16 protein-coding genes and 2 pseudogenes are annotated in these 20,255 nt (G+C 58.5%); 13 read left to right on the top strand and 5 right to left on the bottom strand.

Annotated elements, in window-relative coordinates:
• From KKO72_RS14830 to KKO72_RS14840, 3 genes and pseudogenes are all read left to right on the top strand, one after another.
• Positions 1 to 661: pseudogene (locus KKO72_RS14830) on the top strand (Bcr/CflA family drug resistance efflux transporter); the annotation flags it as partial.
• A 17-nt stretch (positions 662 to 678) separates the two neighbouring features.
• The gene (locus KKO72_RS14835; RefSeq protein WP_251140681.1) at positions 679 to 1,446 is read left to right on the top strand and encodes a carboxymuconolactone decarboxylase family protein; all 768 of its coding nucleotides are present in this window, start codon (positions 679 to 681) and stop codon (positions 1,444 to 1,446) included.
• Between the two features lie 30 nt (positions 1,447 to 1,476).
• Positions 1,477 to 2,262, top strand: coding sequence for a DUF3750 domain-containing protein (locus tag KKO72_RS14840; RefSeq protein WP_214940015.1), 786 nt, complete (start codon positions 1,477 to 1,479; stop codon positions 2,260 to 2,262).
• 45 nt (positions 2,263 to 2,307) lie between these two features.
• Here KKO72_RS14840 and KKO72_RS14845 read toward each other — a convergent pair whose 3' ends face one another.
• Positions 2,308 to 3,279 (bottom strand): LysR family transcriptional regulator, encoded by a 972-nt coding sequence (locus KKO72_RS14845; protein WP_214940019.1) that lies wholly within the window; start codon positions 3,277 to 3,279, stop codon positions 2,308 to 2,310.
• Between the two features lie 137 nt (positions 3,280 to 3,416).
• On the opposite strand from KKO72_RS14845, the gene KKO72_RS14850 reads away from it, so the two are divergent.
• The 5 genes from KKO72_RS14850 (at position 3,417) to KKO72_RS14870 (ending at position 7,439) form a co-directional block, all read left to right on the top strand.
• Entirely contained in the window at positions 3,417 to 4,259 is an 843-nt protein-coding gene (locus KKO72_RS14850) for an SDR family oxidoreductase (RefSeq protein ID WP_214940190.1), read from the top strand.
• A gap of 72 nt (positions 4,260 to 4,331) precedes the next feature.
• Positions 4,332 to 4,802, top strand: a complete 471-nt coding sequence (locus tag KKO72_RS14855) for a cytochrome P460 family protein (RefSeq protein WP_214940022.1) — start codon at positions 4,332 to 4,334, stop codon at positions 4,800 to 4,802.
• Positions 4,803 to 4,819: 17 nt separating this feature from the next.
• On the top strand, positions 4,820 to 5,530 hold the full coding sequence (locus KKO72_RS14860; protein ID WP_214940025.1) for a DUF4405 domain-containing protein: 711 nt from the start codon (positions 4,820 to 4,822) through the stop codon (positions 5,528 to 5,530).
• A 44-nt stretch (positions 5,531 to 5,574) separates the two neighbouring features.
• Positions 5,575 to 6,639 carry an NAD(P)-dependent alcohol dehydrogenase gene (locus KKO72_RS14865; RefSeq protein WP_214940028.1) on the top strand — a complete coding sequence of 355 codons (1,065 nt, stop codon included), beginning with the start codon at positions 5,575 to 5,577 and terminating at the stop codon, positions 6,637 to 6,639.
• Entirely contained in the window at positions 6,636 to 7,439 is an 804-nt protein-coding gene (locus KKO72_RS14870) for an SDR family oxidoreductase (protein ID WP_214940031.1), read from the top strand. The genes KKO72_RS14865 and KKO72_RS14870 overlap by 4 nt, the downstream gene beginning before the upstream one ends.
• Positions 7,440 to 8,554: 1,115 nt before the next feature.
• On the opposite strand, the gene KKO72_RS14875 is transcribed toward KKO72_RS14870, so the two are convergent.
• The 4 genes from KKO72_RS14875 to KKO72_RS14890 form a co-directional block, all read right to left on the bottom strand.
• On the bottom strand, positions 8,555 to 9,247 hold the full coding sequence (locus KKO72_RS14875; RefSeq protein WP_214940034.1) for a GntR family transcriptional regulator: 693 nt from the start codon (positions 9,245 to 9,247) through the stop codon (positions 8,555 to 8,557).
• A 30-nt stretch (positions 9,248 to 9,277) separates the two neighbouring features.
• Positions 9,278 to 9,547: an SDR family oxidoreductase gene (locus KKO72_RS14880; RefSeq protein WP_214940037.1), complete on the bottom strand. Its 270-nt coding sequence runs from the start codon at positions 9,545 to 9,547 to the stop codon at positions 9,278 to 9,280.
• 84 nt (positions 9,548 to 9,631) lie between these two features.
• Positions 9,632 to 10,999 (bottom strand): aspartate aminotransferase family protein, encoded by a 1,368-nt coding sequence (locus KKO72_RS14885; protein ID WP_214940040.1) that lies wholly within the window; start codon positions 10,997 to 10,999, stop codon positions 9,632 to 9,634.
• Positions 11,000 to 11,044: 45 nt separating this feature from the next.
• Positions 11,045 to 12,385, bottom strand: coding sequence for a glutamine synthetase family protein (locus KKO72_RS14890; protein ID WP_214940044.1), 1,341 nt, complete (start codon positions 12,383 to 12,385; stop codon positions 11,045 to 11,047).
• A 501-nt stretch (positions 12,386 to 12,886) separates the two neighbouring features.
• Between KKO72_RS14890 and KKO72_RS21065 the strand changes: the two are divergent.
• The 5 genes and pseudogenes from KKO72_RS21065 to KKO72_RS14910 form a co-directional block, all read left to right on the top strand.
• Positions 12,887 to 13,150, top strand: a pseudogene (locus KKO72_RS21065) (IS30 family transposase); the annotation flags it as partial.
• 272 nt (positions 13,151 to 13,422) lie between these two features.
• Positions 13,423 to 14,874 (top strand): aldehyde dehydrogenase, encoded by a 1,452-nt coding sequence (locus KKO72_RS14895; protein ID WP_214940046.1) that lies wholly within the window; start codon positions 13,423 to 13,425, stop codon positions 14,872 to 14,874.
• A 412-nt stretch (positions 14,875 to 15,286) separates the two neighbouring features.
• Complete coding sequence (locus tag KKO72_RS14900; protein WP_214940049.1) at positions 15,287 to 18,040, top strand: DEAD/DEAH box helicase; 2,754 nt, start codon at positions 15,287 to 15,289, stop codon at positions 18,038 to 18,040.
• A 49-nt stretch (positions 18,041 to 18,089) separates the two neighbouring features.
• Positions 18,090 to 18,878: a 5'-3' exonuclease H3TH domain-containing protein gene (locus KKO72_RS14905; protein ID WP_214940052.1), complete on the top strand. Its 789-nt coding sequence runs from the start codon at positions 18,090 to 18,092 to the stop codon at positions 18,876 to 18,878.
• A gap of 361 nt (positions 18,879 to 19,239) precedes the next feature.
• A complete protein-coding gene (locus tag KKO72_RS14910) occupies positions 19,240 to 20,244 on the top strand; it encodes a rhodanese-related sulfurtransferase (protein WP_214940055.1) in 1,005 nt (334 codons plus the stop codon).
• Positions 20,245 to 20,255: the final 11 nt, after the last annotated feature.

Consider the following 20,255-nt stretch of genomic DNA (forward strand, 5'->3'; position numbering starts at 1 on the left):
CAGCGAGGCGTCGCTTGGCAACACGCTGCGGGCTTATGTGCAGCTCGCCTTCAATGGCAAACTGCTGGTTTATGCGGTTTCCGGTGGTTTCTACTATGGTGGTTGTTATGCATTTATTGCTGGCACACCGTTCGCCTATGTCGATTACTACCACCTCTCGCCACGCTACTACGGCCTGATCTTTGGGGCCAACATCATCGGCCTGATGGTGCTGAACTATTTCAATACACGCCTGTTGCGGCGCTTTGGTGCGAACGAAATCTTTCGTTTTGGTACCTGGATCGCAGCTGGCTCAGGCATCGTCCTGGCCATCAACGCCTACTTCGGCTGGGGTGGCATTGCGGGGCTCGCAGTTCCGATCTTCTGCTACATGTCTGTCAGCGGCCTGATCGTGGCCAACTCGGTAGCCAGCGCACTCTCGGCCTTCCCCAAGCAAGCAGGCGCTGCTTCGTCACTGGTGGGTGCCATGCACTACGGCAGCGGCGTGTTTAGCGCGGCCATGCTCGGCTGGTTTGCAGATGGCACACCCTGGCCAATGGGGTGGCTCGTGGCGGTCGCTGGCATAGGCTGCCTGCTAACAGCCCTGATGCAAGCCCGCCTTGCGCCTGCTGCTGACACCGTCAAGGAAACTGTCTTGACTCAACCCGTGCACAGCACATGAACTTGGAGAATCCAAACATGAAACTTATCGTTGCAATGTCATCCTTGCTTTTAGCGACCGTCTCTCAGGCTCAGGAAGCGCCCCGCAGCGCGCCAGCTCCCTCACCGGACGTCAAAATCGTCGCCCCCCAACTCGATACATATACACGGGAATTGTTGTTTGGAGACGTCTGGAAGCGTAAGGAACTCTCACCACGTGACCGCAGCCTGGTCACCCTCTCGTCACTGCTCGCCAACGGCCAATCAGCCCTGATGACGGGCCATCTCAATCTCGCACTCGACAACGGTCTGCTGCCGAAAGAGATCTCAGCGCTGATCACCCATCTGGCCTTTTACACCGGCTGGCCTAATGCCATGTCGGCAGTCGGCGTTGCCAAAGCGGTTTTTGCCCAACGCGGCATCCAGATCGCAACACCGTCCTCGGAACCGGCCAGCCTGCTGACACCGGACGCAGAAAGCGAGAAGCATCGACGTGCGGCTGTCGCAGCGGCCACCTCAGGTGTCGCACCCGATCTCGGGAACTATACGAATGAGGTGTTGTTTGGCGACCTGTGGCGCCAGAGCGACCTTACGCCGCGCGACCGGAGCCTGATCACCATGGCGGCGCTGATTGCACGGGGGCAAGCTGAGCAACTGCCCTTTCATCTCAATCGCGCGATGGATAGCGGTCTTACTCGCGAGCAGGCAGGCGAGGTCGTGACACATTTGGCGTTCTATGCGGGCTGGCCCAGAGCCATGTCTGCGGTGCCGGTGATCAAGGCCGTCTTCGAATCCCGCGAAAAATGAGTCGGGACGGACGGTGATGCAGCAAACAAGATGACCTTCGGAAAACGCTTGAGAACCAGTCTCATGGTCGCATTGGCGGCGCTTGCCCTGTCCTTCGGGCTCAGCCTGGCACGTGCGGCCATCCAGAGCGAGAACATCCAGGGACAGGGCTGGCAGACCGCGCCGCGGCATACCACCGGTTTGGCGCCGGACCCGCTGCAGTGGCGCGACACGGCTATCGTCCAGGTTTATGCCGCGCCCACCTATGGCTGGCGCGGCCTGTTTGCGGTGCATCCGTGGATCATCTTCAAACGTGCGGGGGAAAGCGACTACACGCGCTACGACGTGATCGGATGGGGTGGCGACAATGTTATTCGACGTGATTACGCGCTCCCAGATGGTTTGTGGTACGGCTCACAGCCCACATTGCTGGTTGATCAGCGCGGCGTTGGCGTTAACGGCCTGGTCGATCAGATTGAGGCCGCCATCACCAGCTACCCGTATCCACACAGCTACCACGCCTGGCCCGGCCCCAATAGCAACACTTTCCTTGCCCACATAGGCCGTGAAGTACCCGCGCTGGGGCTGGACCTGCCGGCCAATGCCATCGGCAAGGACTATCGGCCACTCACACAAGTGTTCGGTCGGTCCTCGTCAGGGCGCGGCGTGCAGGTCTCGTTGTTTGGACTTCTGGGCCTGAGCGTTGGGATTGAGGAGGGCATCGAATTCAATGTGCTTGGCCTGGATTTCGGAGTTGACTTCAACAGCCTCGGCCTGCGCCTGCCTTTCATCGGCCGCATTGGGATGGATGACACTACGCGCAAGATGAACAACTAGCCCGACATCAATGCCAATGCTCCTGGCTTGGGATGATTTCGAAAATCAACGACGCCGTTTTGATTTCACCTTTGATGCAGCGACTTGGTTCAATTCTGTTTCGCTCAGCACGTATGTCGGCGTATTCAGCAGACACTGTATGGCTAAGTCAATGAAGGCGCGTACGCGTTTGGGTTGCGCCGTACGGTTGCCATAGTAGATGTGCAGGCCGATGTGTTCACTCATGTGCTGCAACAGCACCGGAACAAGTTGGCCGCTGCGAATATGACCAGCCGCTGACATGTTCGAGATCTGACCAATGACCTGACCGGTCAAAACCGCCTGCATTTCCAACTCAGTGTCATTGCTTGAGAGCGTGGGCGAAACATGCTGATGGACAACTTCACCATTGATGTTGAGGTACCACGGCAGGATCTGACTTGTGGCTGGGTGCCGAAATACGCTACAGCGGTGCAAAGTCAGGTCTTCCAGGGTGTTCGGGATGCCAAAGCGCTCCAGATAGCTAGGTGCGGCGCAAATAATCAATTGGATCGGGAACAATCTGCGGGCAATCACCCCTTCATCTGGACTGGTTCCTATCCGAAAGCCAACATCTACCCTGTCTAGCACCCAGTTGCCGAGTCCATCGTCGAGTAGCACATCTGGTTGGATGTCAGGGTAGAGTCGACAGAACTCGTCGATCACCGGCATCAGGATACTCGCAAACGACGACCTCGGACCAACAATGCGAAGAGGACCCGCGATCTCGTCTTTGGATTCGCGTGCACGACTGAGTGCCCGCTCCAACGTTGCCAAAGCAGGCTGCGTGGCTTCCAGGAAGCGCTGACCCTCGTCTGTCAGTGCCAGACTGCGGGTCGTACGGTGCAGCAGACGCACCCCCAGATGCTGTTCGAGTTGTGCCAGTGACTGGCTGGCCGCTTGTGGTGACACACCTAACGCGATGGCCGCACGGCGAATACTGCCCAGGGCCACAGCCTTGGCGAAAGTGTCTATGGCACGAAGTTCATTGATAGGCATGTTGGCGTAAGTTCTATGAAGCTGGCATCAGTATCAATCCTTTATTGATTCTCGTGCAAGTATTTGCCATCTACTCAATTGACGGCCGTTCCCCTACATTCTGGCCTGTGGATGCCACCAATACAAAGGAATACAAGATGAAAGACGTGATTGTTGTCGTAGGGGCTGGTTCGATCGGCCAGGCCATCGCCAGGCGCGTGGGCGCTGGTAAACATGTGTTGCTTGCCAGCCTGACTGCTCAGGAAGCCAATCTGGCAGCCAAGGCTTTTGAAGACTCCGGATTTACCGTCAGCGTGGCCGCTGTCGATATCACTTCACGGGAATCTGTACAAGCGCTTGTCAACACCGCTACAGACCTAGGCAACGTCACGGGATTGATCCATGCCGCCGGGGTGTCACCCTCGCAGGCATCTCCTGCCACCATCCTGCGGGTTGACCTGTATGGCACAGCCCTGGTACTGGAACTGTTTGGCGAGGTCATTGCGCGCGGTGGCGCGGGGGTGGTCATCTCCTCACAGTCCGGCCATCGACTGCATGCGTTGAAGCCGGCCCAGGACAAGGCTCTCGCGACCACGCCGGTAGAAGAATTACTTCAGCTGGACTTTCTAAAAGCCGAGCACGTCACCGACCCGCTTCTGGCCTATCAGTTGTCCAAGCGTGCCAATTCGCTGCGCGTGATGGCCGAGGCAGTGCGTTGGGGACAGCGCGGCGCGCGGATCAACAGCATCAGCCCTGGCATCATCATCACGCCGCTGGCCAAGGATGAGTTGACCGGTCCACGTGGTATAGGTTATCGCCGAATGATTGAGGGTTGCCCCGTAGGACGCGCCGGTACACCCGACGAAGTGGGCCAGGTGGCTGCCTTGCTGATGGGGCCCGATGGTGCCTTCATCACCGGAAGCGACTTCCTGATGGATGGGGGCGTGACCGCCGCTTACCGTTTTGGCGATCTGGCATCCCCTGCCGCCACTAACGCATGACTTCGGTTGAAGGTTGATCAACGATTTCCGCAGATGGCCAATCGAATTGTCGAAACATTTCAAGGTGAATCCATGAAAGTCCCATACCGTCGCGTCGTAATGCGCACTCTCACATTTTGGACCCTCACTCTGACCGCAGGTTGGGTTATTGCCGAAAGCAATCGGGTCACGTTTCCAACTGCGCTAGACCAATTGGTGCACTACGCCACCGTCAAAAGGGGCCAGTCCACAGAACACATGTTGACCAGCCAAGCCGCCATCGACGCTGTCAAAAAGGGCCAGCCCGTGCCAAACGGCACCCACGTTGTTCTGGTGGATTACCGTGATGCCAAGGTCTTCAGATACTTCGTGATGGAAAAAGGCAGCAACTGGGGTGCCGACTACGAGCCCAAGCGACGCACGCACGACTGGCAGTTTCAGGCATTCAAACCGGACAGAACCATCAATCTGAGCGAGAACTCCGCCCGCTGTCAATCGTGTCACCAAAGCCAGGAAACCGAGCAGTACCTTTACACACTCAATGATCTCAGGCAATCCAAATAAAACCTGCGTCATCCAAGATGAAAACTACATTTCTAATGCGTCTGGGGTTTGATGTCGTGGCAGCTTGCCTGCTGCTGGTCGCACTGGCTTACTACTGGCTGGGCAACCTGTCGCATGAATGGATCGGTACCTGTTTCTTTCTGCTGATCGCCCTGCACAACATGTTCAATTGGCACTGGTATGGCGTCCTGCCCAAAAAGCGGCGTACAGCGTCTGGCAAGTTCGATATGGTGATGACACTGGCCCTCCTGATGGCCATGCTGGTGCTAATGGTCACCAGTGTGGTGGTATCACTCACCGTGTTCAGCTTCCTGCAGATCAAGGACAACTACACGGTCCGACAGATCCATGCGTTCTCTGCCTACTGGGCCATGATCTTTGTGGCCATTCACATCGGCATACGCTGGACAAGGGTCATGAATGCAATCCGAAGTGCGCTCCACCTCTCAGCGGAAAGCTCGACCCGCAAGCTGGTGTTGCGCCTCATCGCTGGTGCCTTTGCCCTCTCCGGCCTGCAAAGCGCAGTGGCCTTGGATATCAGCTCAAAGCTCACTCTTCAGGTAAGTATTGATTGGTGGGACTTTGAGGCGTCGACCGCCGGATTCTTCCTGGGTTGGGTATCGATTGTCGGCCTGTTCGCCTGCGTCTCCCACTACGGCTTCACGGGTATCCAACAACTGAATCGGTATCGCAAAGCGGCCTTGACATCCCGTGTGACAAACCCCTGAAAAAATTCAATCAATCACTTACACCCTAGAGAAGGAATAACACCATGACCTACCCCGTTCGCGCCTACGCTGCCCACTCTCCCACAGGCCGTCTTGGCCTGTTCAACTTTGACCGCCGCAGCCCACGGGAAGACGACGTGGTGATTGAAGTCCTCTACTGTGGCGTCTGCCACTCCGACCTGCACAACGTGCGCAACGATTGGGGCAATGCCAACTACCCGATGGTGCCAGGTCACGAAATCATCGGTCGTGTGATCGAGGTTGGCCCACGGGTGACTCGCTTCAAGGCCGGTGATCACGTTGGCGTCGGTTGCCTGGTGGACTCGTGCTTGCACTGCGGCGCTTGCGGTAAGGGCTGGGAACAATATTGCGAGAACGGCGCCACCTATACCTACAACGGTACCGATCCGGTAGACGGCAGCCGTACGCAAGGGGGTTACTCGGAGAAGGTCGTTGTCAAGCAGGAATTCGTACTTAAAGTGCCTGACGGTCTGGACCTGGCGGGTGCCGCGCCGCTGCTGTGCGCTGGCATAACTACATTTTCTCCGCTGCGCCACTGGAAGGTGAGCGCTGGCAGCAAGGTCGCTATTGTTGGCCTGGGCGGGCTCGGCCACATGGGCCTGAAGCTGGCCAAGGCAATGGGGGCTGAGGTGACACTGTTCAGCCGCTCACCCGGCAAGGAGCTTGACGCGCGCCGCCTGGGTGCCGACCACATCGTCATTTCTACCGACGCGGCGCAGATGGCTGCCGTGGCTGGGCACTTTGATCTCATCATCGATACCGTTCCCTATTTACACGACGTGAACCCGTACGTACCCACGCTGGCCACGGGCGGCACCATGGTGATGGTGGGCTACCTAGGCCCGCTGGAGGACTTCAACACGGGCCCGTTGGTCTTCGCTCGCCGGGCCCTGGCCGGCTCGCTGATTGGAGGCATCGCCGAGACGCAGGAGATGCTGGACTTTTGTGGCCAACACGGCATCACCTCAGACATCGAGGTCATCAACATCCAGGACATCAACGAAGCCTACGAACGGCTACTCAAGGCGGATGTGAAATACCGCTTTGTGATCGACATGGCGTCGCTGAAAGAAGAGGTCCCCGCATGAGTGGTGCGCAGATGAACGTGTTGGTGGTGGGTGCCACCGGCAGCATTGGCCGTCTGGTGGTGGAAGAAGCCATCCGTCAAGGCCATGCGGTGTGCGCTCTTGTGCGCGACCTGCGTGGTGCCAGCCGGTTACACGCTGCGGCACTGAGGGTGGTTGGCGACCTCACCCGGCCAAACACCCTGGTTGCGGCGGTCGATGGTGTCGATGCCATTGTGTTCACCCATGGTGCCGATGGTGGCGGCAAGCTCGGCGCCGAGCAGGTCAGCTACGGGGGCGTACGCAACGTGCTGACTGCACTGGATGGCCACCCGGCACGAATCGCGCTGATGACAGCCATCGGTGTCACCAACCGCACCGGGGCCTACAACCGCAGCACCGAAGCGCACGATTGGAAACGCCGCAGTGAACGCTTGCTGCGCGCCAGTGGACTGCCGTACACCATCGTGCGCCCAGGCTGGTTCGACTACAACAACGCCGACCAGCACAGGCTGGTGATGCTGCAAGGTGACACCCGCCATGCCGGTGACCCCCGTGACGGTGTTGTGGCGCGGGTCCAGATCGCCCAAGTGCTGGTGAACAGCCTCACATCAGCCAGTGCTACCCACAAGACCTTCGAACTGGTGGCCGAGCGTGGGCCTGCCCAAGAGGATTTCGACGGCCTGTTTGCAGACCTGGACGTCGACACCCCAGGAGTGCTTGACGCGGTGCACGACACGCACAATATGCCACTGGCACAGGAGCCCGAGCGCGTTCGCGATGACCTGAGCCGGTTGGCTACGCCTGAACCGCACGAGACCTGAGCGGACATAGAGCCCATTCGTGATTGACCGCGTCCCGTCGACGCATTCAATTTGGTATACCACTGCTGTGGACACGAAGCCAAAATCCGTGAGCTACAGTTGGTCTCACTTCAAACGCATGAAATTGGCTTACCGTGAAGCCGGCGGTCGTTGGTGACTGGTCACGCTGCAATCGAGTCTTTGACCCGAGGGCTCCAGCATTTAGGTCCAAATGAGGGTTTAGATGCCCGATAGCGGTCACTCACCAATGTCGGCAACTGGCCCGATGGAGCCGCTGGTTCCTGTCAGGTTTCGAGCAATTTCACTGAGGAAATTTAGACATCCAGTTAGCTGCCGTTCGTGAGCGTCAGCAACTGGCCCACAGCAGTTACTCCACCCTCCTGCTGAAAAAGACAGATAGTCGATGTTTATACGAACTTTGGAAATCGTCTCCGAGTTCCAAGACTCATCAAACCTGCTTATGTTGGGCTCTGGTTTAGGACTTCATTTGTGCGGACAAATGGTTTTTTTCGACGGACTTTAATCCACATCGACGGACTTTAATACTTGTAACAGGAATTATTCCGTGCAATTAAAGTCGTAAACACGGGCCTAGCATTCATGCGGGTTTGCGGGGTGCTGGATTTTGGAGACGTTATTTAAAGTCGTAAACACACACTGCTTCCCGCTTGAAAAGGCTGAAATTGGGCGTGCTTTAAGCTGTGGATGAAGCCATGTTTGGATGAGTTGATTGGAAGCTGCTGCTCTGGGGCAGCTTTTGGTCGACAGAGATCGCGCTGTTGTTGAGGAACCATAAAGCGGTTACTCAAATGGAATGTTGCAGCCGCACTTACGACATTGAGGCCGGAGAAGTCTGATTCTGGTGTTCGGAGTGCCAAGTCTACGGAGCTGAGATTTCCGATGACTCATGTGGGCCAGTTGCGGTCGTAGGTGAACGACTGGTTTCTGGAAGCCAATCGTGGGACAAGACAGGTCATCAGTCGAGCCCATGCAAAGACTCTGTTTCAGCGGGAGCGGTCATTCAGTCACATCCCACATTTGTGGGATGAGCTTTCATTCCACCGGACTTGCGTGAAGAACCTCGCAGCCCGGTGAATTCAGGCGTCAGCTTGTGCTCACTGACGTTTTTTGTCCATGCAGCTGGTACGCAAAAACTGGCCTGCGACAAAAATATCGCGCTCGATTGCGCGGCGCACGGCGCTGCTGTCGCGTTGTGCCAGGGCGCGCACCAAGTCGTCATGGGCGTCATTAAGCACCGCGCTGGCCTCGGGTGTGTCGAACAGGCGGTTGGAGATGGGCCCCGCACGCAGCCACAAAGTGTCTATCAGCTGAAAAAGCAGTGGTGATCCCGCCGCCTTGTACAGCAGCACGTGAAAGTTTTCGTTAATGCCCAGGTAACGCTTGGAGTCGCCAGCTTGCAAGGCTGCATCCATCTCCTGGCTCCAGCGCTGCATCTGCGCCACCTGCGCGGGCTCCAGGCGCAGGCAGCCGCGCTCGGCGGCCTCCCCTTCTAGCAGCATGCGCATTTGCAGCAGGTCGTCGAACTCTGGCACTGATAGGCGTGGCACCGCTACTCCGGCGTTCGGAATGTTGACCAAGGCCCCTTCCGCAGACAAGCGCTGCAATGCGGCACGTACCGGCATCTGACCCACGCCCATATCCGCTGCCACGGTGCGGATCTTCAGCCGCTCGCCCGGCAAAAAGCGCCCCACCGTGATCCACTGCCGCAAAGTGCTGTAGATCTGATCCTGGTGAGTGCTGGTGGCCGGGGCTTGGTAGGTTGTGGCAAGTAGTTCCGTATCGCTCATGGTGTGAGGATTCTGTAGCCTGCACGCAGGCTAAATTTCAGCATCATATGGGCTAAGGCGGATGCAGCATCGGCACTGAGGTAGAAAGGTCATTGCACGAGCAACTTCTTGGCGGGGTGACAAGTCAGGCTGGCTTAAACCAGAGTCAGGGCCCTTGCGTTCTTGCAGGCAGTGCCCAACGTCCACCACCATCATTTGGCCGGTGATGTAGCTCGCGCCCGGACTGGCCAGAAACGCCACCCTGCAAGCCATTTCAGCGGCGATGCTCGCGCGGCCCATGGGCTTGTGGCAGGAGGCCATGGCCTCTTCTGTGGTTTGTGAACCGGCAGCGCCAACTGGCCATGCAGGGAGAACAGCGGATACGTCGCGTGCAGGCGTTGCAGATCAGACTGCTGTGGTTTCACAGATAAAGCCGTCCACGGCAGCCACCAGCCGGTCCACGTCGTCTGCGGTGGTGTCTGGACACACTAGCATCATGTTGTGGAACGGCGTGATGATCAAGCCACGGTTGAGAAGGTAGAGGTGGATGTTGCGTTCCAGTGCCGGGTCCAATATGGCGTTGGCCTCGCTGCCGTTGCGAGGTGGCGTCGGGGTGAACTGGAACTCAGTGCGCGCCCCGATTTGCGTTACACACCAGCCCAGGCCATGGCGGGCAATCACCTCGCGAAGGCCATTCGCCAGACGTTCGGCCAGGCCAAACATATGTGTGTAGGCCGCATCTGTCATCACTTCCAAAAGATTGGCGCGCATCGCCGCCATGGTCAGCAAGTTGGCAGTCAGTGTGGTGCCAATGCCGCTGTGACCGGGAGGAGCGTTGCGCTTGGCCGCTTCGGCGCGCGCAGCGATCTCTGCGCTAAAGCCGTAGACCGCACAGGGTACGCCGCCAGCCACAGGCTTGCCCAACACGAACAAGTCGGGTTGCAGGCCGTGTGCACGGGTGTAGCCACCGGGGCCGGAGCTGATAGTGTGGGTTTCGTCGATCAGCAGCAAGGTGCCGTGGCGGCGGCACAAGGCTTGGGCAGCTTCCCAGAAACCGGACTCGGGCAGCACCATGCCAATATTGGTCATGGCGGGCTCAGCCAGCAGGCAGGCCACTTGGCCATCGGCCAGGGTAGCTTCCAACGCAGCCAAGTCATTGAACTCCACGCTGCTGGTGGTGCGGGTGATGTCCACCACCTGGCCCAGCAGGCTGTCACGGGTGCGCGGTAGGCCATCCACCAGGTCCACAAACACATCGTCGACGGTGCCGTGGTAGCAGCCGTTGAAGATCAGGATCTGCGTGCGCCCAGTTAGCGCTCGCGCCCAGCGAATGGCGAAACGGTTGGCGTCCGACGCCGACAGCGCAAACTGCCACACTGACATGCCAAAGCGGCGCGTCAGCTCTTCGGACACCCACACGCCGTCTTCGCCAGGCAGCATGGTGGTGATGCCGCGTGCGACCTGCGCCGCTACTGCGCGAGCCACAGGGGCGGGGCTATGGCCGAACATGGTGCCGGTGTCGCCCAGGCAGAAGTCCACATAGTGGTTGCCATCCACGTCGGTGAGGCGCGCGCCCCGCGCTTCGGCCACATGTAACGGATAAGGTGTGGACCAGTCGTTCATCCAGTGCATGGGCACACCGAACATCAGATGGTCTTTTGCACGGTCAGCCAGCGCGCGGGATACGGGGTTGCTCGCCGCATAGTGGGCGCGTTCCCGCGCATGCACGTCATTCAGACGTTGGGGTTCCAAGGTTTTGTAAGTGACGGTCATCGCAGGGCGCAAGAGTCAGAGGAATCAAGAAGAGGAGGCTTGCAATCACACCAGCAAGAGCAAGTGTTCGCGTTCCCACGAGCTGATCACGCGGTTATAGGTGGCGTATTCCAGCTCCTTAACAGCGCAGAAGGCGTCGACAAATCCGGCCCCCAGCACATCACGCAGCGGTGTGCTGGCGCGCATGGACTCGATGGCGTCTTCCAGGTGGCGTGGCAGCTCGTGGTTGACGTTCCACGCGCTGTCGGTGGTGGGCGCGCTGGGCGTTAGGCCCTCGGTCATGCCCAGCAGACCGCAAGCCAGGGTGGCGGCCATGGCCAGGTAAGGATTCACGTCCACGCCGGGCACCCGGTTTTCCACACGGCGGTTGGCTGGGCTGGACTTGGGGACGCGGATGCCGCAGGTGCGGTTGTCATGGCCCCAGCGCACATTGATGGGCGCCGACATAAAGGGAGAAAGGCGTCGGTAAGAGTTCACATAGGGCGCAAACATCGGCATGAGTTTGGGAATGTAGGTCTGCAGGCCTGCAATGCATTGGGCAAAGTGGGAACTGGCAGAACCATCGGGCAAACTAAACAGGTTGTTGCCATCCTTGTCCAAAATGCTTTGGTGGATGTGCATGGCGCTACCTGGCTCTTGTTCCATGGGCTTGGCCATGAAGGTGGCAAAAATGCCGTGGCGCAGGGCTGTTTCGCGTACGGCGCGCTTGAAAAGGAACACGCGGTCTGCCAACTCCAGTGCATTGCCGTGGCTGAAGTTGATTTCCATCTGGCCGGGGCCGGCCTCATGGATCAGCGTCTCCACGCCAAGCTGGTGCTGTCCGCAAAAGTTGGAGAGCTCCATAAAGAAGGGGTCGAAGTCATTGACCGCGTCAATGGAATAGCTTTGGCGGCCAGCCTCGGGCTTGCCGGTGCGACCCAAGGGCGGCTGCAGCGGCTCATGGGGGTTCTGCTGGCGCGCGACCAGATAGAACTCCATCTCGGGTGCAACAACCGGAGTCCAGCCGTGCTCTTCGTATTGCTTGAGCACCCGGCGCAATACGCCGCGCGGGGAAATTTCGACGGTACTGCCGTCCCATTCTTGGCAGTCGTGAATGACCACCGCCACAGGCTCTGCGGCCCAAGGCACGATACGCACGGTGCTTGCATCGGGGATGCAGAGCATATCCGGGTCGGTGTCGCCGACAAATGGGCCGTTGTCGGGTTGCTGGCCATTCACGGTATTGAGCAGCACGCTCTTGGGCAGGCGCATCTCACCCGCAGCCAAAAACAAGTCGCGCGGCAAAATCTTGCCGCGGGCAATCCCAGTCATATCGGGGATCACGCATTCCACCTCGTGGATGCGGTGCGTGACCAGAAAATCTTCAATGTGAGAGGTAGTCGACATGGCCGTATCTATTCATGGAGATACGGGCAATCCTATTCCGAAAGTCATATTTGTGATCACAAATGATATATATAATTCAATTTATATCAATAAAACGACAGTTGTGATCTCAAACTCACTATTGCAAGTCGATATAACCACTTCCAAGCTTCCGGATTTTCCGAATTCTTGTCATGCTGCCCAAGCTACTGCTGATATGGGTACTTGCAATCGCTTGGTGTTCGTTGACTGGCTGTGTCAAAGAGTCCTTTGTTGTCGTCATCCTTGGCGGTTGGGCCAACAACCATCATGGTCGTAAGCCTTCGGAAGTTGAAGCTATAGAGGCTGCAATTTTCTGTGCGGAAAACGATGTGTACCCAGCGACGCTTTTCGGGCGGTAAGCAGCGGTTGCTGACCTTGGACCGATGCTGCCCATAGGCCGCTGTGGGGCCGAAGAAGACGGCCGCAGACACGGTCAACGCTCGCCAGCGCGTTTTCTCGTACTGCTCAGTTAATACCGGAATGAATGGTCAACCGTACCGAAGTATGGATGAGCGCTGGAAAAAGGATGAGTCCTTTCAACAGATTGCCTAGCTATTTGACCGCAATAACTCGTCCGTCAGTCGCATCCTGGCTGAGACTGGAGGCATACGCCCGGCTCAACGCTGTCGTTTCAAATTTGCGTTGAGCCTGGCCGAGCGCGAAGAGATATCACGCGCATTGGCGACGAGACACTCAATCCGTTCAATTGCTTGCCAGCATGAACGTGCTCCCTCAATCGTCAGCAGTTCGCGACCGTGTTCGGTTTGGCGGCCACTGATCTTCTAAATTGAACGGAGCTTCCGGAGATCGCCTTCGTTGCACTGGCCAATGGTCAAGGCTACGTAGGCGTTCGGGTCGAGGTGCCGATACCTGGCGTGATAGGCTGTTGCAGGCGCTGAATTCGCCGGCACCCATTTTGGTTGAGATCGAAGTCGCCTGAACGGTTTGGTTTTTTCGGTGACTGACAGCGGTGTCGTGAATTTGGTACCTATCCATATAAATACAGGAGACAAACCATGAACACCATTTCCCTATTGATCAACGGTGAGCGGATGCAAGCCAGCAGCGGTGCCACTTTCGAACGGCGCAATCCGCTGGATGGCAGCATCGCCACCACGGCGCCGGTCGCGACCATCAGCGATGCGCGCGCGGCCGTTGATGCCGCGGCCAAGGCTTTTCCCGCCTGGTCAGCGCTTGGTCCAGGCGAACGCCGTAGCTTGCTGATGAAAGCATCCCATGCGCTTGAAGCCAAGGGCGCAGCCTTTGCTGACGCGATCGCCGCCGAGACGGGCGGGTCCGGCATGTGGGCGGGCTTCAATGTGCATCTGGCGGCCGGCATCTTGCTCGAAGCGGCGTCAATGACGACCCAGATCAGCGGCGAGGTGATTCCATCGGACGTCCCAGGCAGCTTGGCCATGGGCGTGCGCCAAGCCGCAGGTGTGGTGCTGGGCATGGCGCCGTGGAATGCGCCCGTCATTCTGGGTGTGCGCGCGATTGCCATGCCACTGGCATGCGGCAACACGGTCGTGCTCAAGGCTTCGGAACTGTGCCCGGCGACTCACAGCCTGATTGTGGAGGCGCTGCAGGAAGCGGGCATTCCAAAGGGCGTGGTCAATTTCATTACCAATGCGCCTCAAGACGCGCCCGCCATCGTCGAGGCAATGATTGCGCATCCGGCTGTTCGGCGCGTGAACTTTACGGGCTCCACCCGTGTCGGCAAGGTCATTGCGGCGGCTTGCGCCAGGTATCTCAAACCGGCTGTGCTTGAACTGGGTGGCAAGGCGCCGTTTGTTGTGCTCGATGATGCCGACATGGATGCCGCGGTCAACGGTGCCTCCTTTGGTGCATTTGCCAATTCCGGTCAAATCTGCATGTCGACTGAACGCATCATCGTCGACCACATGATTGCCGATGACTTTGTCGCGCGCCTGGCCGCCAAGGCCAAGGGGTTGCCAATGGGCGATCCGCGTCAGGGGCCGGTAGTGCTTGGCTCGGTGGTCGACATGAGCACGGTAGAGCGCTGTAACGCACTGATCGACGATGCACTCGCCAAGGGCGCGACTCTGGTTTGCGGTGGCAAGGCCAGTTCAACGCTGATGCCGGCCACGTTACTCGACCATGTGACGGCCGAGATGACTATTTATCATGAAGAATCGTTCGGGCCGGTGAAACCGATCGTACGCGTCAAGGGCGTTGAAGAGGCCATTGCTTGCGCCAACGACAACGAGTATGGTCTGTCGGCAGCGGTCTTCGGACGCGACATTGCGAGGGCGCTGAATGTGGCCAGGCGCATCGAATCAGGCATTTGCCATGTCAACGGCCCCACAGTACATGATGAGGCGCAAATGCCGTTTGGCGGTGTCAAAGGCAGCGGCATGGGGCGTTTCGGTGGCAAGGCCGGCATCGCTGAATTTACCGACCTGCGCTGGATTACGGTGCAAACCGCGCCGCGGCATTACCCGTTCTGATGTCGGTCTGAAGACAGGTAGAAAGCGCATCCAAGTTGAACCGTTCCAAAAGGTTCATGCAATTGGGTTGCGGAGATTTCGACGACAGTGATAGGCACGTTGTACCCGGCCATGAATGTGTTCTGACTGGAAGAAAATCGGGCAACCCCAATGCTGCTTGTCGCCAATGCCTAAATACGCCTCGTCCCGGGTATAGGCTTCGCTCTGGACCTGACGTTCAAATTTGACGGTTGACTTCGGGAAAAGTTGGCTGGCTCTTTCAGGCTGTGACACGACATCCAGCGTTAAGTTCGCTACGCCAGGTAACGGACATCAAATACAAAAACTCAACAAACTGACAAGAAAACGCGAGTCGGTCACAACCCTTTCGCATTTGTCCTCAGGCAACGTCGTCACGCGGCACAATTCCCGCATGCCCCCCTCTCGCCACAGCCCACAGAACCTGCCTCCCCGCGCTGACGCACCTGATCGCACCGTAGCAATGTGGGTGCACGCGCTGCGGAGCAAGGCAGATGCAGCCACTTTAAAGACGCTCCCTACCCTGGCCGATGCAGACGCGAGTCGAGTAATGGCCATCCTGCGAATGGACAAGCCGGCTGCGGCTGAACCCTCGCCTGTGATTGCATCCGATGGCAACAGCGTCATCGGCCACTTCCGCCCCCGCATTACCTTGCAAACGCTGGACCGTGGCCATGGGCTGCTCGGCCTCAAGCCCCAAGGCAAACTCGGCCCGCGTGGGGACAGTGTGACCCTGGCCCAGTTCGACTGGACCTATCAGACGCAAGCCGGGGAGCGCTGGCAAACGCCCGCCCCCACCTCCATCCTCAACAACCGTGCGCCTGCCACTGTAGAACTGTTCGACACCGGTGGCCCGGTGGTGCGCATGCAGCGCAATCTGGCCGCCGAAGCCGATGCCATGGACCTCGTGTGGGAGATGGGCTTTGTCCCCTTGGCAGAAAACGCCTTTCAATGGCGCAGTCGTGCTCACAGACCGGTGCTGGGCACGGTGTGGACATTACCGCAAGAGGAGTTCTTTGGCGACTTCTGGGCCGACCAGATACCGCAACTACAGACCAAAGGCTGGTCGGTGGTGGTACAGCCCGGCTTTGCGCACGAAAGCGTGCCGGTGCAACGCTGGAAGCTGGTGCTGAGCCCCGAGACCGGTGAAATACGGGGTAGGGAACTTGACAGCCGTCTGATCAAGCCCGCACGCGGTGTCGACAAGCTGCAACTCCCTGAACGTGAAGGGGCCTGGCTGTTGAGCCTGGGCATCGAGATCGACGGCCAGACACTGGACCTGGTCCCCATGCTGGCCGATCTGCTGCGCCGCGACGCCCGCTGGCTCAACGCGACGCAATTCGCTGCCATTGATGACCTGGCGATCGTGTCCTTGCGCGCGCCGGGTGGCAAGCGCATTGATGCCCCGGCCGCACCACTCAAAGCCATCATCGGCGCCATGGTCGATCTCCTGACCGACCCGACACGCAACCAACACCAGAGCTCGCTGCACTTGGGTGCCTGGGAAGCACGTCGACTCGACGCCTTGCGTGCCAGCCTGCTTGACACTCACCGCGTGGGTCCTCACAACACCTGGCAACTTGAGGGTGAGGCAGGCTTGACCAAGCTTGCCAAGCGCTTGAAGGCGATCGGTACACCTCAACCCGTGACTGCACCGGAAGGCCTGCAAGTGCAACTACGCCCCTACCAGGTCGAGGGACTGGCCTGGTTGCAATACTTGCGTGCCAATAACCTGGGGGGCATCCTGGCTGACGATATGGGTCTGGGCAAAACCGCCCAGGCCTTGGCCCATGTGCTGACAGAAAAGCACGCGGGGCGACTTGACCTACCAGTGCTGGTGGTGCTTCCCACCTCATTGATCTTCAACTGGCAGGCCGAATGCCGGCGCATGGCACCCGATCTGCGCCTGCTCACCCTTCAAGGGCCGCAGCGTGAAGATTTGTTTGCTCACATGTCAGATCACGATCTGGTGCTGACCACCTACTCACTGCTGTGGCGCGACGTGGATGCACTGGCTGCGCAGTGCTTTCACCTGGTGATTTTGGACGAGGCGCAGATGGTGAAGAACGCCGGTAGTCGCAGCGCCCGCGCCCTGCGCCGATTGCAAACCCGGCACAGCCTGTGCCTGACCGGCACCCCCATGGAAAACCATCTTGGCGAGTTGTGGGCGCAATTTGACTGGCTCATGCCCGGCTTTTTGGGCGACTCGCGCCAATTTGCAGCCAACTGGCGCAAACCGATTGAAGAGAACGGCGAAACCCTGCGCGCCGCCTTGCTCGCTCAACGCGTGCGCCCCTTCATCCTGCGCCGGCGCAAGCAGGACGTGGCCAGCGAACTGCCACCTCGCACGGAAATCATCAAGTGGGTGCAATTGCAGGGCCAACAGCGTGAGTTGTACGAGAGTGTGCGCGTAGCGGCCGACAAACAAGTGCGCAGGGTGCTGCAGCGCCAGGATTTCAACGCTGCACAGATCAGTATTCTGGACGCGCTGCTCAAGCTGCGCCAAGTCTGTTGTGACCCGCATCTGGTCAAAGGCAACAAGGCATGCCCCACTATGGAGCGCGCCAAGCTGGAACTGCTGGTAGACATGCTGCCCGCGCTGGTGGAAGAAGGCCGTCGTGTGCTGGTGTTTTCACAGTTCACCGAGCTACTGGACTTGGTTGCAGAACAACTGCAGATGCTGTCGTTGCCGTTTCTCAAGCTGACCGGCAAAACACCCTCAAAGGAACGTGGCAGCGTGGTGCAGCGGTTTCAGGCACAAGAAGCACCCGTGCTGTTGCTCAGCCTGAAGGCGGGTGGCATCGGATTGAACCTGACTGCTGCCGATACCGTGATCCATATGGATCCCTGGTGGAACCCCGCCGTGGAGGAACAAGCGACCGCTCGCGCCCACCGCATCGGCCAGGACCAGCCGGTATTCGTGTACAAGCTGGTGGTGCAAGGCAGCATCGAGGAACGCATGCTTGAACTTCAGGCCCGCAAACAGGCACTGGCCAACAGCGTGCTGGGACACGATGCTTCGGGCGCGCTCAAATTTGACGAAGCCGATCTGCAGGCCTTGTTATCACCGCTGGGGTTCTTGGTGGCCACTTCGCAAACGCCAGAAGAAGCTGCGCGCCGCTGGGGGCGCAGCGGGCGTCGGGCTTGATACCTACACTTCACACCAAGAGAATGTTTTCAAAAAGCTTGCACACAAGATGCCGCTTCTGATCATTGATGCGTTGAACATCATCCGGCGCATCCACGAGGCTGTTCCCGGTGAGGACAGTGAGGTCAAGGTGGCGGACACCATCACCTCCAGCCTGGCTTCATTCAAGCGCGCCCTCAAGACGCACCGACCCAGCCATGCTGTGGCGGTGTTTGACCATGGCGGTCGGACCTGGAAGCATGAACTCTATGCACCCTACCAAGCCAACAGGAAACCCATACCGTCTCTGTTGCGAGAGGGCTTGCAGACCATCAAGCAGGAACTCCAACACTTGGGTTTGCACTGGATTGCCATTGAGGGAATCGAAGCTGATGATTCCATTGCCACGTTGGTGGAGAAATGGTGTCTGGCCAGCCCGGGCCAGGTCACTATTTTGTCGACCGACAAGGACTTTTTGCAGCTGCTCAGTGACCAAGTCTGTATCTATGATCACTTCAAAGGCATTTGGCGTGACCAGGCTTATGTGATTGAGAAATTTGGTGTCAAGCCATCCCAGATTGGCGATCTGCTGGCCCTGATGGGTGATGCTGTGGACGGTGTGCCGGGTGTGAGCAAGGTCGGAGCCAAGACCGCCGCAGAATTGCTTCGCATCAATGGCCATCTTGAACGGGTGATCTCAAATGCCGACAAAGTCACAGGCCAAGTTGGCGCCAATCTGCGCAAAGGTGTTGAGATGGCAAGGCTGTCCAGGAAGTTGGTGTCGTTCAAGACCGATGTGCCGCTCGGACTGACCTGGAAGATGTTGGCACAGAATTCGGGCGTGTCCCACGGTGAATAGTTGCCCAAAATGAAAGACAAATTGGAAGAACGTGCCCAATGTTCGGTCATGCTGCAAATTGGGTGCCCGTTTCAGGCTGGAAGCGGGCCCACAGTTTGCCGATCTACCTGCCACATGCCTGCCGTTCAATCGAGCGACTCTGATTGCCAGCTTTAGACGGTTGTCGCCAACGGCATTTAACTGTGATTCAATCCCGGCCATCAATTGTTTGGGAACTGGTCTGTTTAAGAACACACTGTGCCTCTTACAGAGCATTCAGGTACTCGGAGTTTCATGTGCGTAAGGACAACTAGGGCATGGGCTTGTGACATCACAAACGACGTATCCCCATGCGCAAATTGCCACCGTTTAAAGTCCACCCATGCCGACCACCACTTACCTAACCGCTGCTTTCTACAAATTCGTCACCCTCCCGGACTACGAATCGCGCAAGGCTCCCCTGCTGGCGTTGTGCGAGCAGCGCCAGGTGAAAGGCACCATTCTTTTGGCCCGTGAGGGCATCAACAGCACCATTGCGGGTGCGCCCGACGACGTGCACGCGGTGCTGGCCTATTTGCGCAGCGACCCGCTCTTAGCCGACCTGCAACACAAGGAGTCGTTCGCTGAGACAGCACCGTTCCACCGCATGAAGGTGCGTTTGAAGCAAGAAATCGTCACCATGGGTGTCCCTGGCACCGACCCCACCCACATCGTTGGCACTTACGTCAAGCCGCAGGACTGGAATGCGCTGATTGCCGACCCCGATGTGGTGGTGGTCGACACGCGCAATGACTACGAGGTGGCCATTGGCACCTTTCGTGGCGCGATAGACCCTCAGATCCGTACGTTTTCGGCGCTGCCCGCGTGGACCGAACAGGCGGAACAACTGCGCCCCACAGCCGATGGCAAAAAGCCGAAAGTGGCCATGTTTTGCACCGGGGGCATTCGCTGCGAAAAGTCCACCGCGTACCTGCGCTCCCAAGGTTATGACGAGGTCTACCACCTCGAAGGCGGCATCCTCAAATACCTGGAAACGGTGCCGCCAGAGGAAAGCCTGTGGGAAGGCACTTGTTTTGTCTTTGATGAGCGCGTGTCGGTAGACCACGGCCTGACACCGGGTACCCACAAGCTGTGCCGGGGGTGCCGCATGCCACTGGAGGACGGCGCGCAGGAGTCGCCCTTGTTTGAACTGGGTGTGAGCTGCCCGCGCTGCCATGCCAGCACGAGCGATGTCCAAAAAAACCGGGCCCGGGAACGCCAGCGCCAATGGGTTCTGGCCAAAACACGCGGCAACACCCACATTGGCGAAACCACGCCACCCGTGCGCAGCAAACCCCTCCCATCCGACGTCGTCAGCGCCTGTTCCCCAACCAAAGCCGCTGACTGATGGCGCCATCA

It is taken from the genome of Rhodoferax sp. U11-2br, from assembly GCF_018619435.1.
In the GTDB taxonomy this organism is placed as follows: domain Bacteria; phylum Pseudomonadota; class Gammaproteobacteria; order Burkholderiales; family Burkholderiaceae_C; genus Rhodoferax.

Excerpts from the sequence above, each read along its gene's own strand:
- KKO72_RS14835 (WP_251140681.1), top strand. The coding sequence starts at position 679 with ATGAAACTTATCGTTGCAATGTCATCCTTGCTTTTAGCGACCGTCTCT.
- KKO72_RS14840 (WP_214940015.1), top strand. The coding sequence starts at position 1,477 with ATGACCTTCGGAAAACGCTTGAGAACCAGTCTCATGGTCGCATTGGCG.
- KKO72_RS14845 (WP_214940019.1), bottom strand. The coding sequence starts at position 3,279 with ATGCCTATCAATGAACTTCGTGCCATAGACACTTTCGCCAAGGCTGTG.
- KKO72_RS14850 (WP_214940190.1), top strand. The coding sequence starts at position 3,417 with ATGAAAGACGTGATTGTTGTCGTAGGGGCTGGTTCGATCGGCCAGGCC.
- KKO72_RS14855 (WP_214940022.1), top strand. The coding sequence starts at position 4,332 with ATGAAAGTCCCATACCGTCGCGTCGTAATGCGCACTCTCACATTTTGG.
- KKO72_RS14860 (WP_214940025.1), top strand. The coding sequence starts at position 4,820 with ATGAAAACTACATTTCTAATGCGTCTGGGGTTTGATGTCGTGGCAGCT.
- KKO72_RS14865 (WP_214940028.1), top strand. The coding sequence starts at position 5,575 with ATGACCTACCCCGTTCGCGCCTACGCTGCCCACTCTCCCACAGGCCGT.
- KKO72_RS14870 (WP_214940031.1), top strand. The coding sequence starts at position 6,636 with ATGAGTGGTGCGCAGATGAACGTGTTGGTGGTGGGTGCCACCGGCAGC.
- KKO72_RS14875 (WP_214940034.1), bottom strand. The coding sequence starts at position 9,247 with ATGAGCGATACGGAACTACTTGCCACAACCTACCAAGCCCCGGCCACC.
- KKO72_RS14880 (WP_214940037.1), bottom strand. The coding sequence starts at position 9,547 with ATGGCCTCCTGCCACAAGCCCATGGGCCGCGCGAGCATCGCCGCTGAA.
- KKO72_RS14885 (WP_214940040.1), bottom strand. The coding sequence starts at position 10,999 with ATGACCGTCACTTACAAAACCTTGGAACCCCAACGTCTGAATGACGTG.
- KKO72_RS14890 (WP_214940044.1), bottom strand. The coding sequence starts at position 12,385 with ATGTCGACTACCTCTCACATTGAAGATTTTCTGGTCACGCACCGCATC.
- KKO72_RS14895 (WP_214940046.1), top strand. The coding sequence starts at position 13,423 with ATGAACACCATTTCCCTATTGATCAACGGTGAGCGGATGCAAGCCAGC.
- KKO72_RS14900 (WP_214940049.1), top strand. The coding sequence starts at position 15,287 with ATGCCCCCCTCTCGCCACAGCCCACAGAACCTGCCTCCCCGCGCTGAC.
- KKO72_RS14905 (WP_214940052.1), top strand. The coding sequence starts at position 18,090 with ATGCCGCTTCTGATCATTGATGCGTTGAACATCATCCGGCGCATCCAC.
- KKO72_RS14910 (WP_214940055.1), top strand. The coding sequence starts at position 19,240 with ATGCCGACCACCACTTACCTAACCGCTGCTTTCTACAAATTCGTCACC.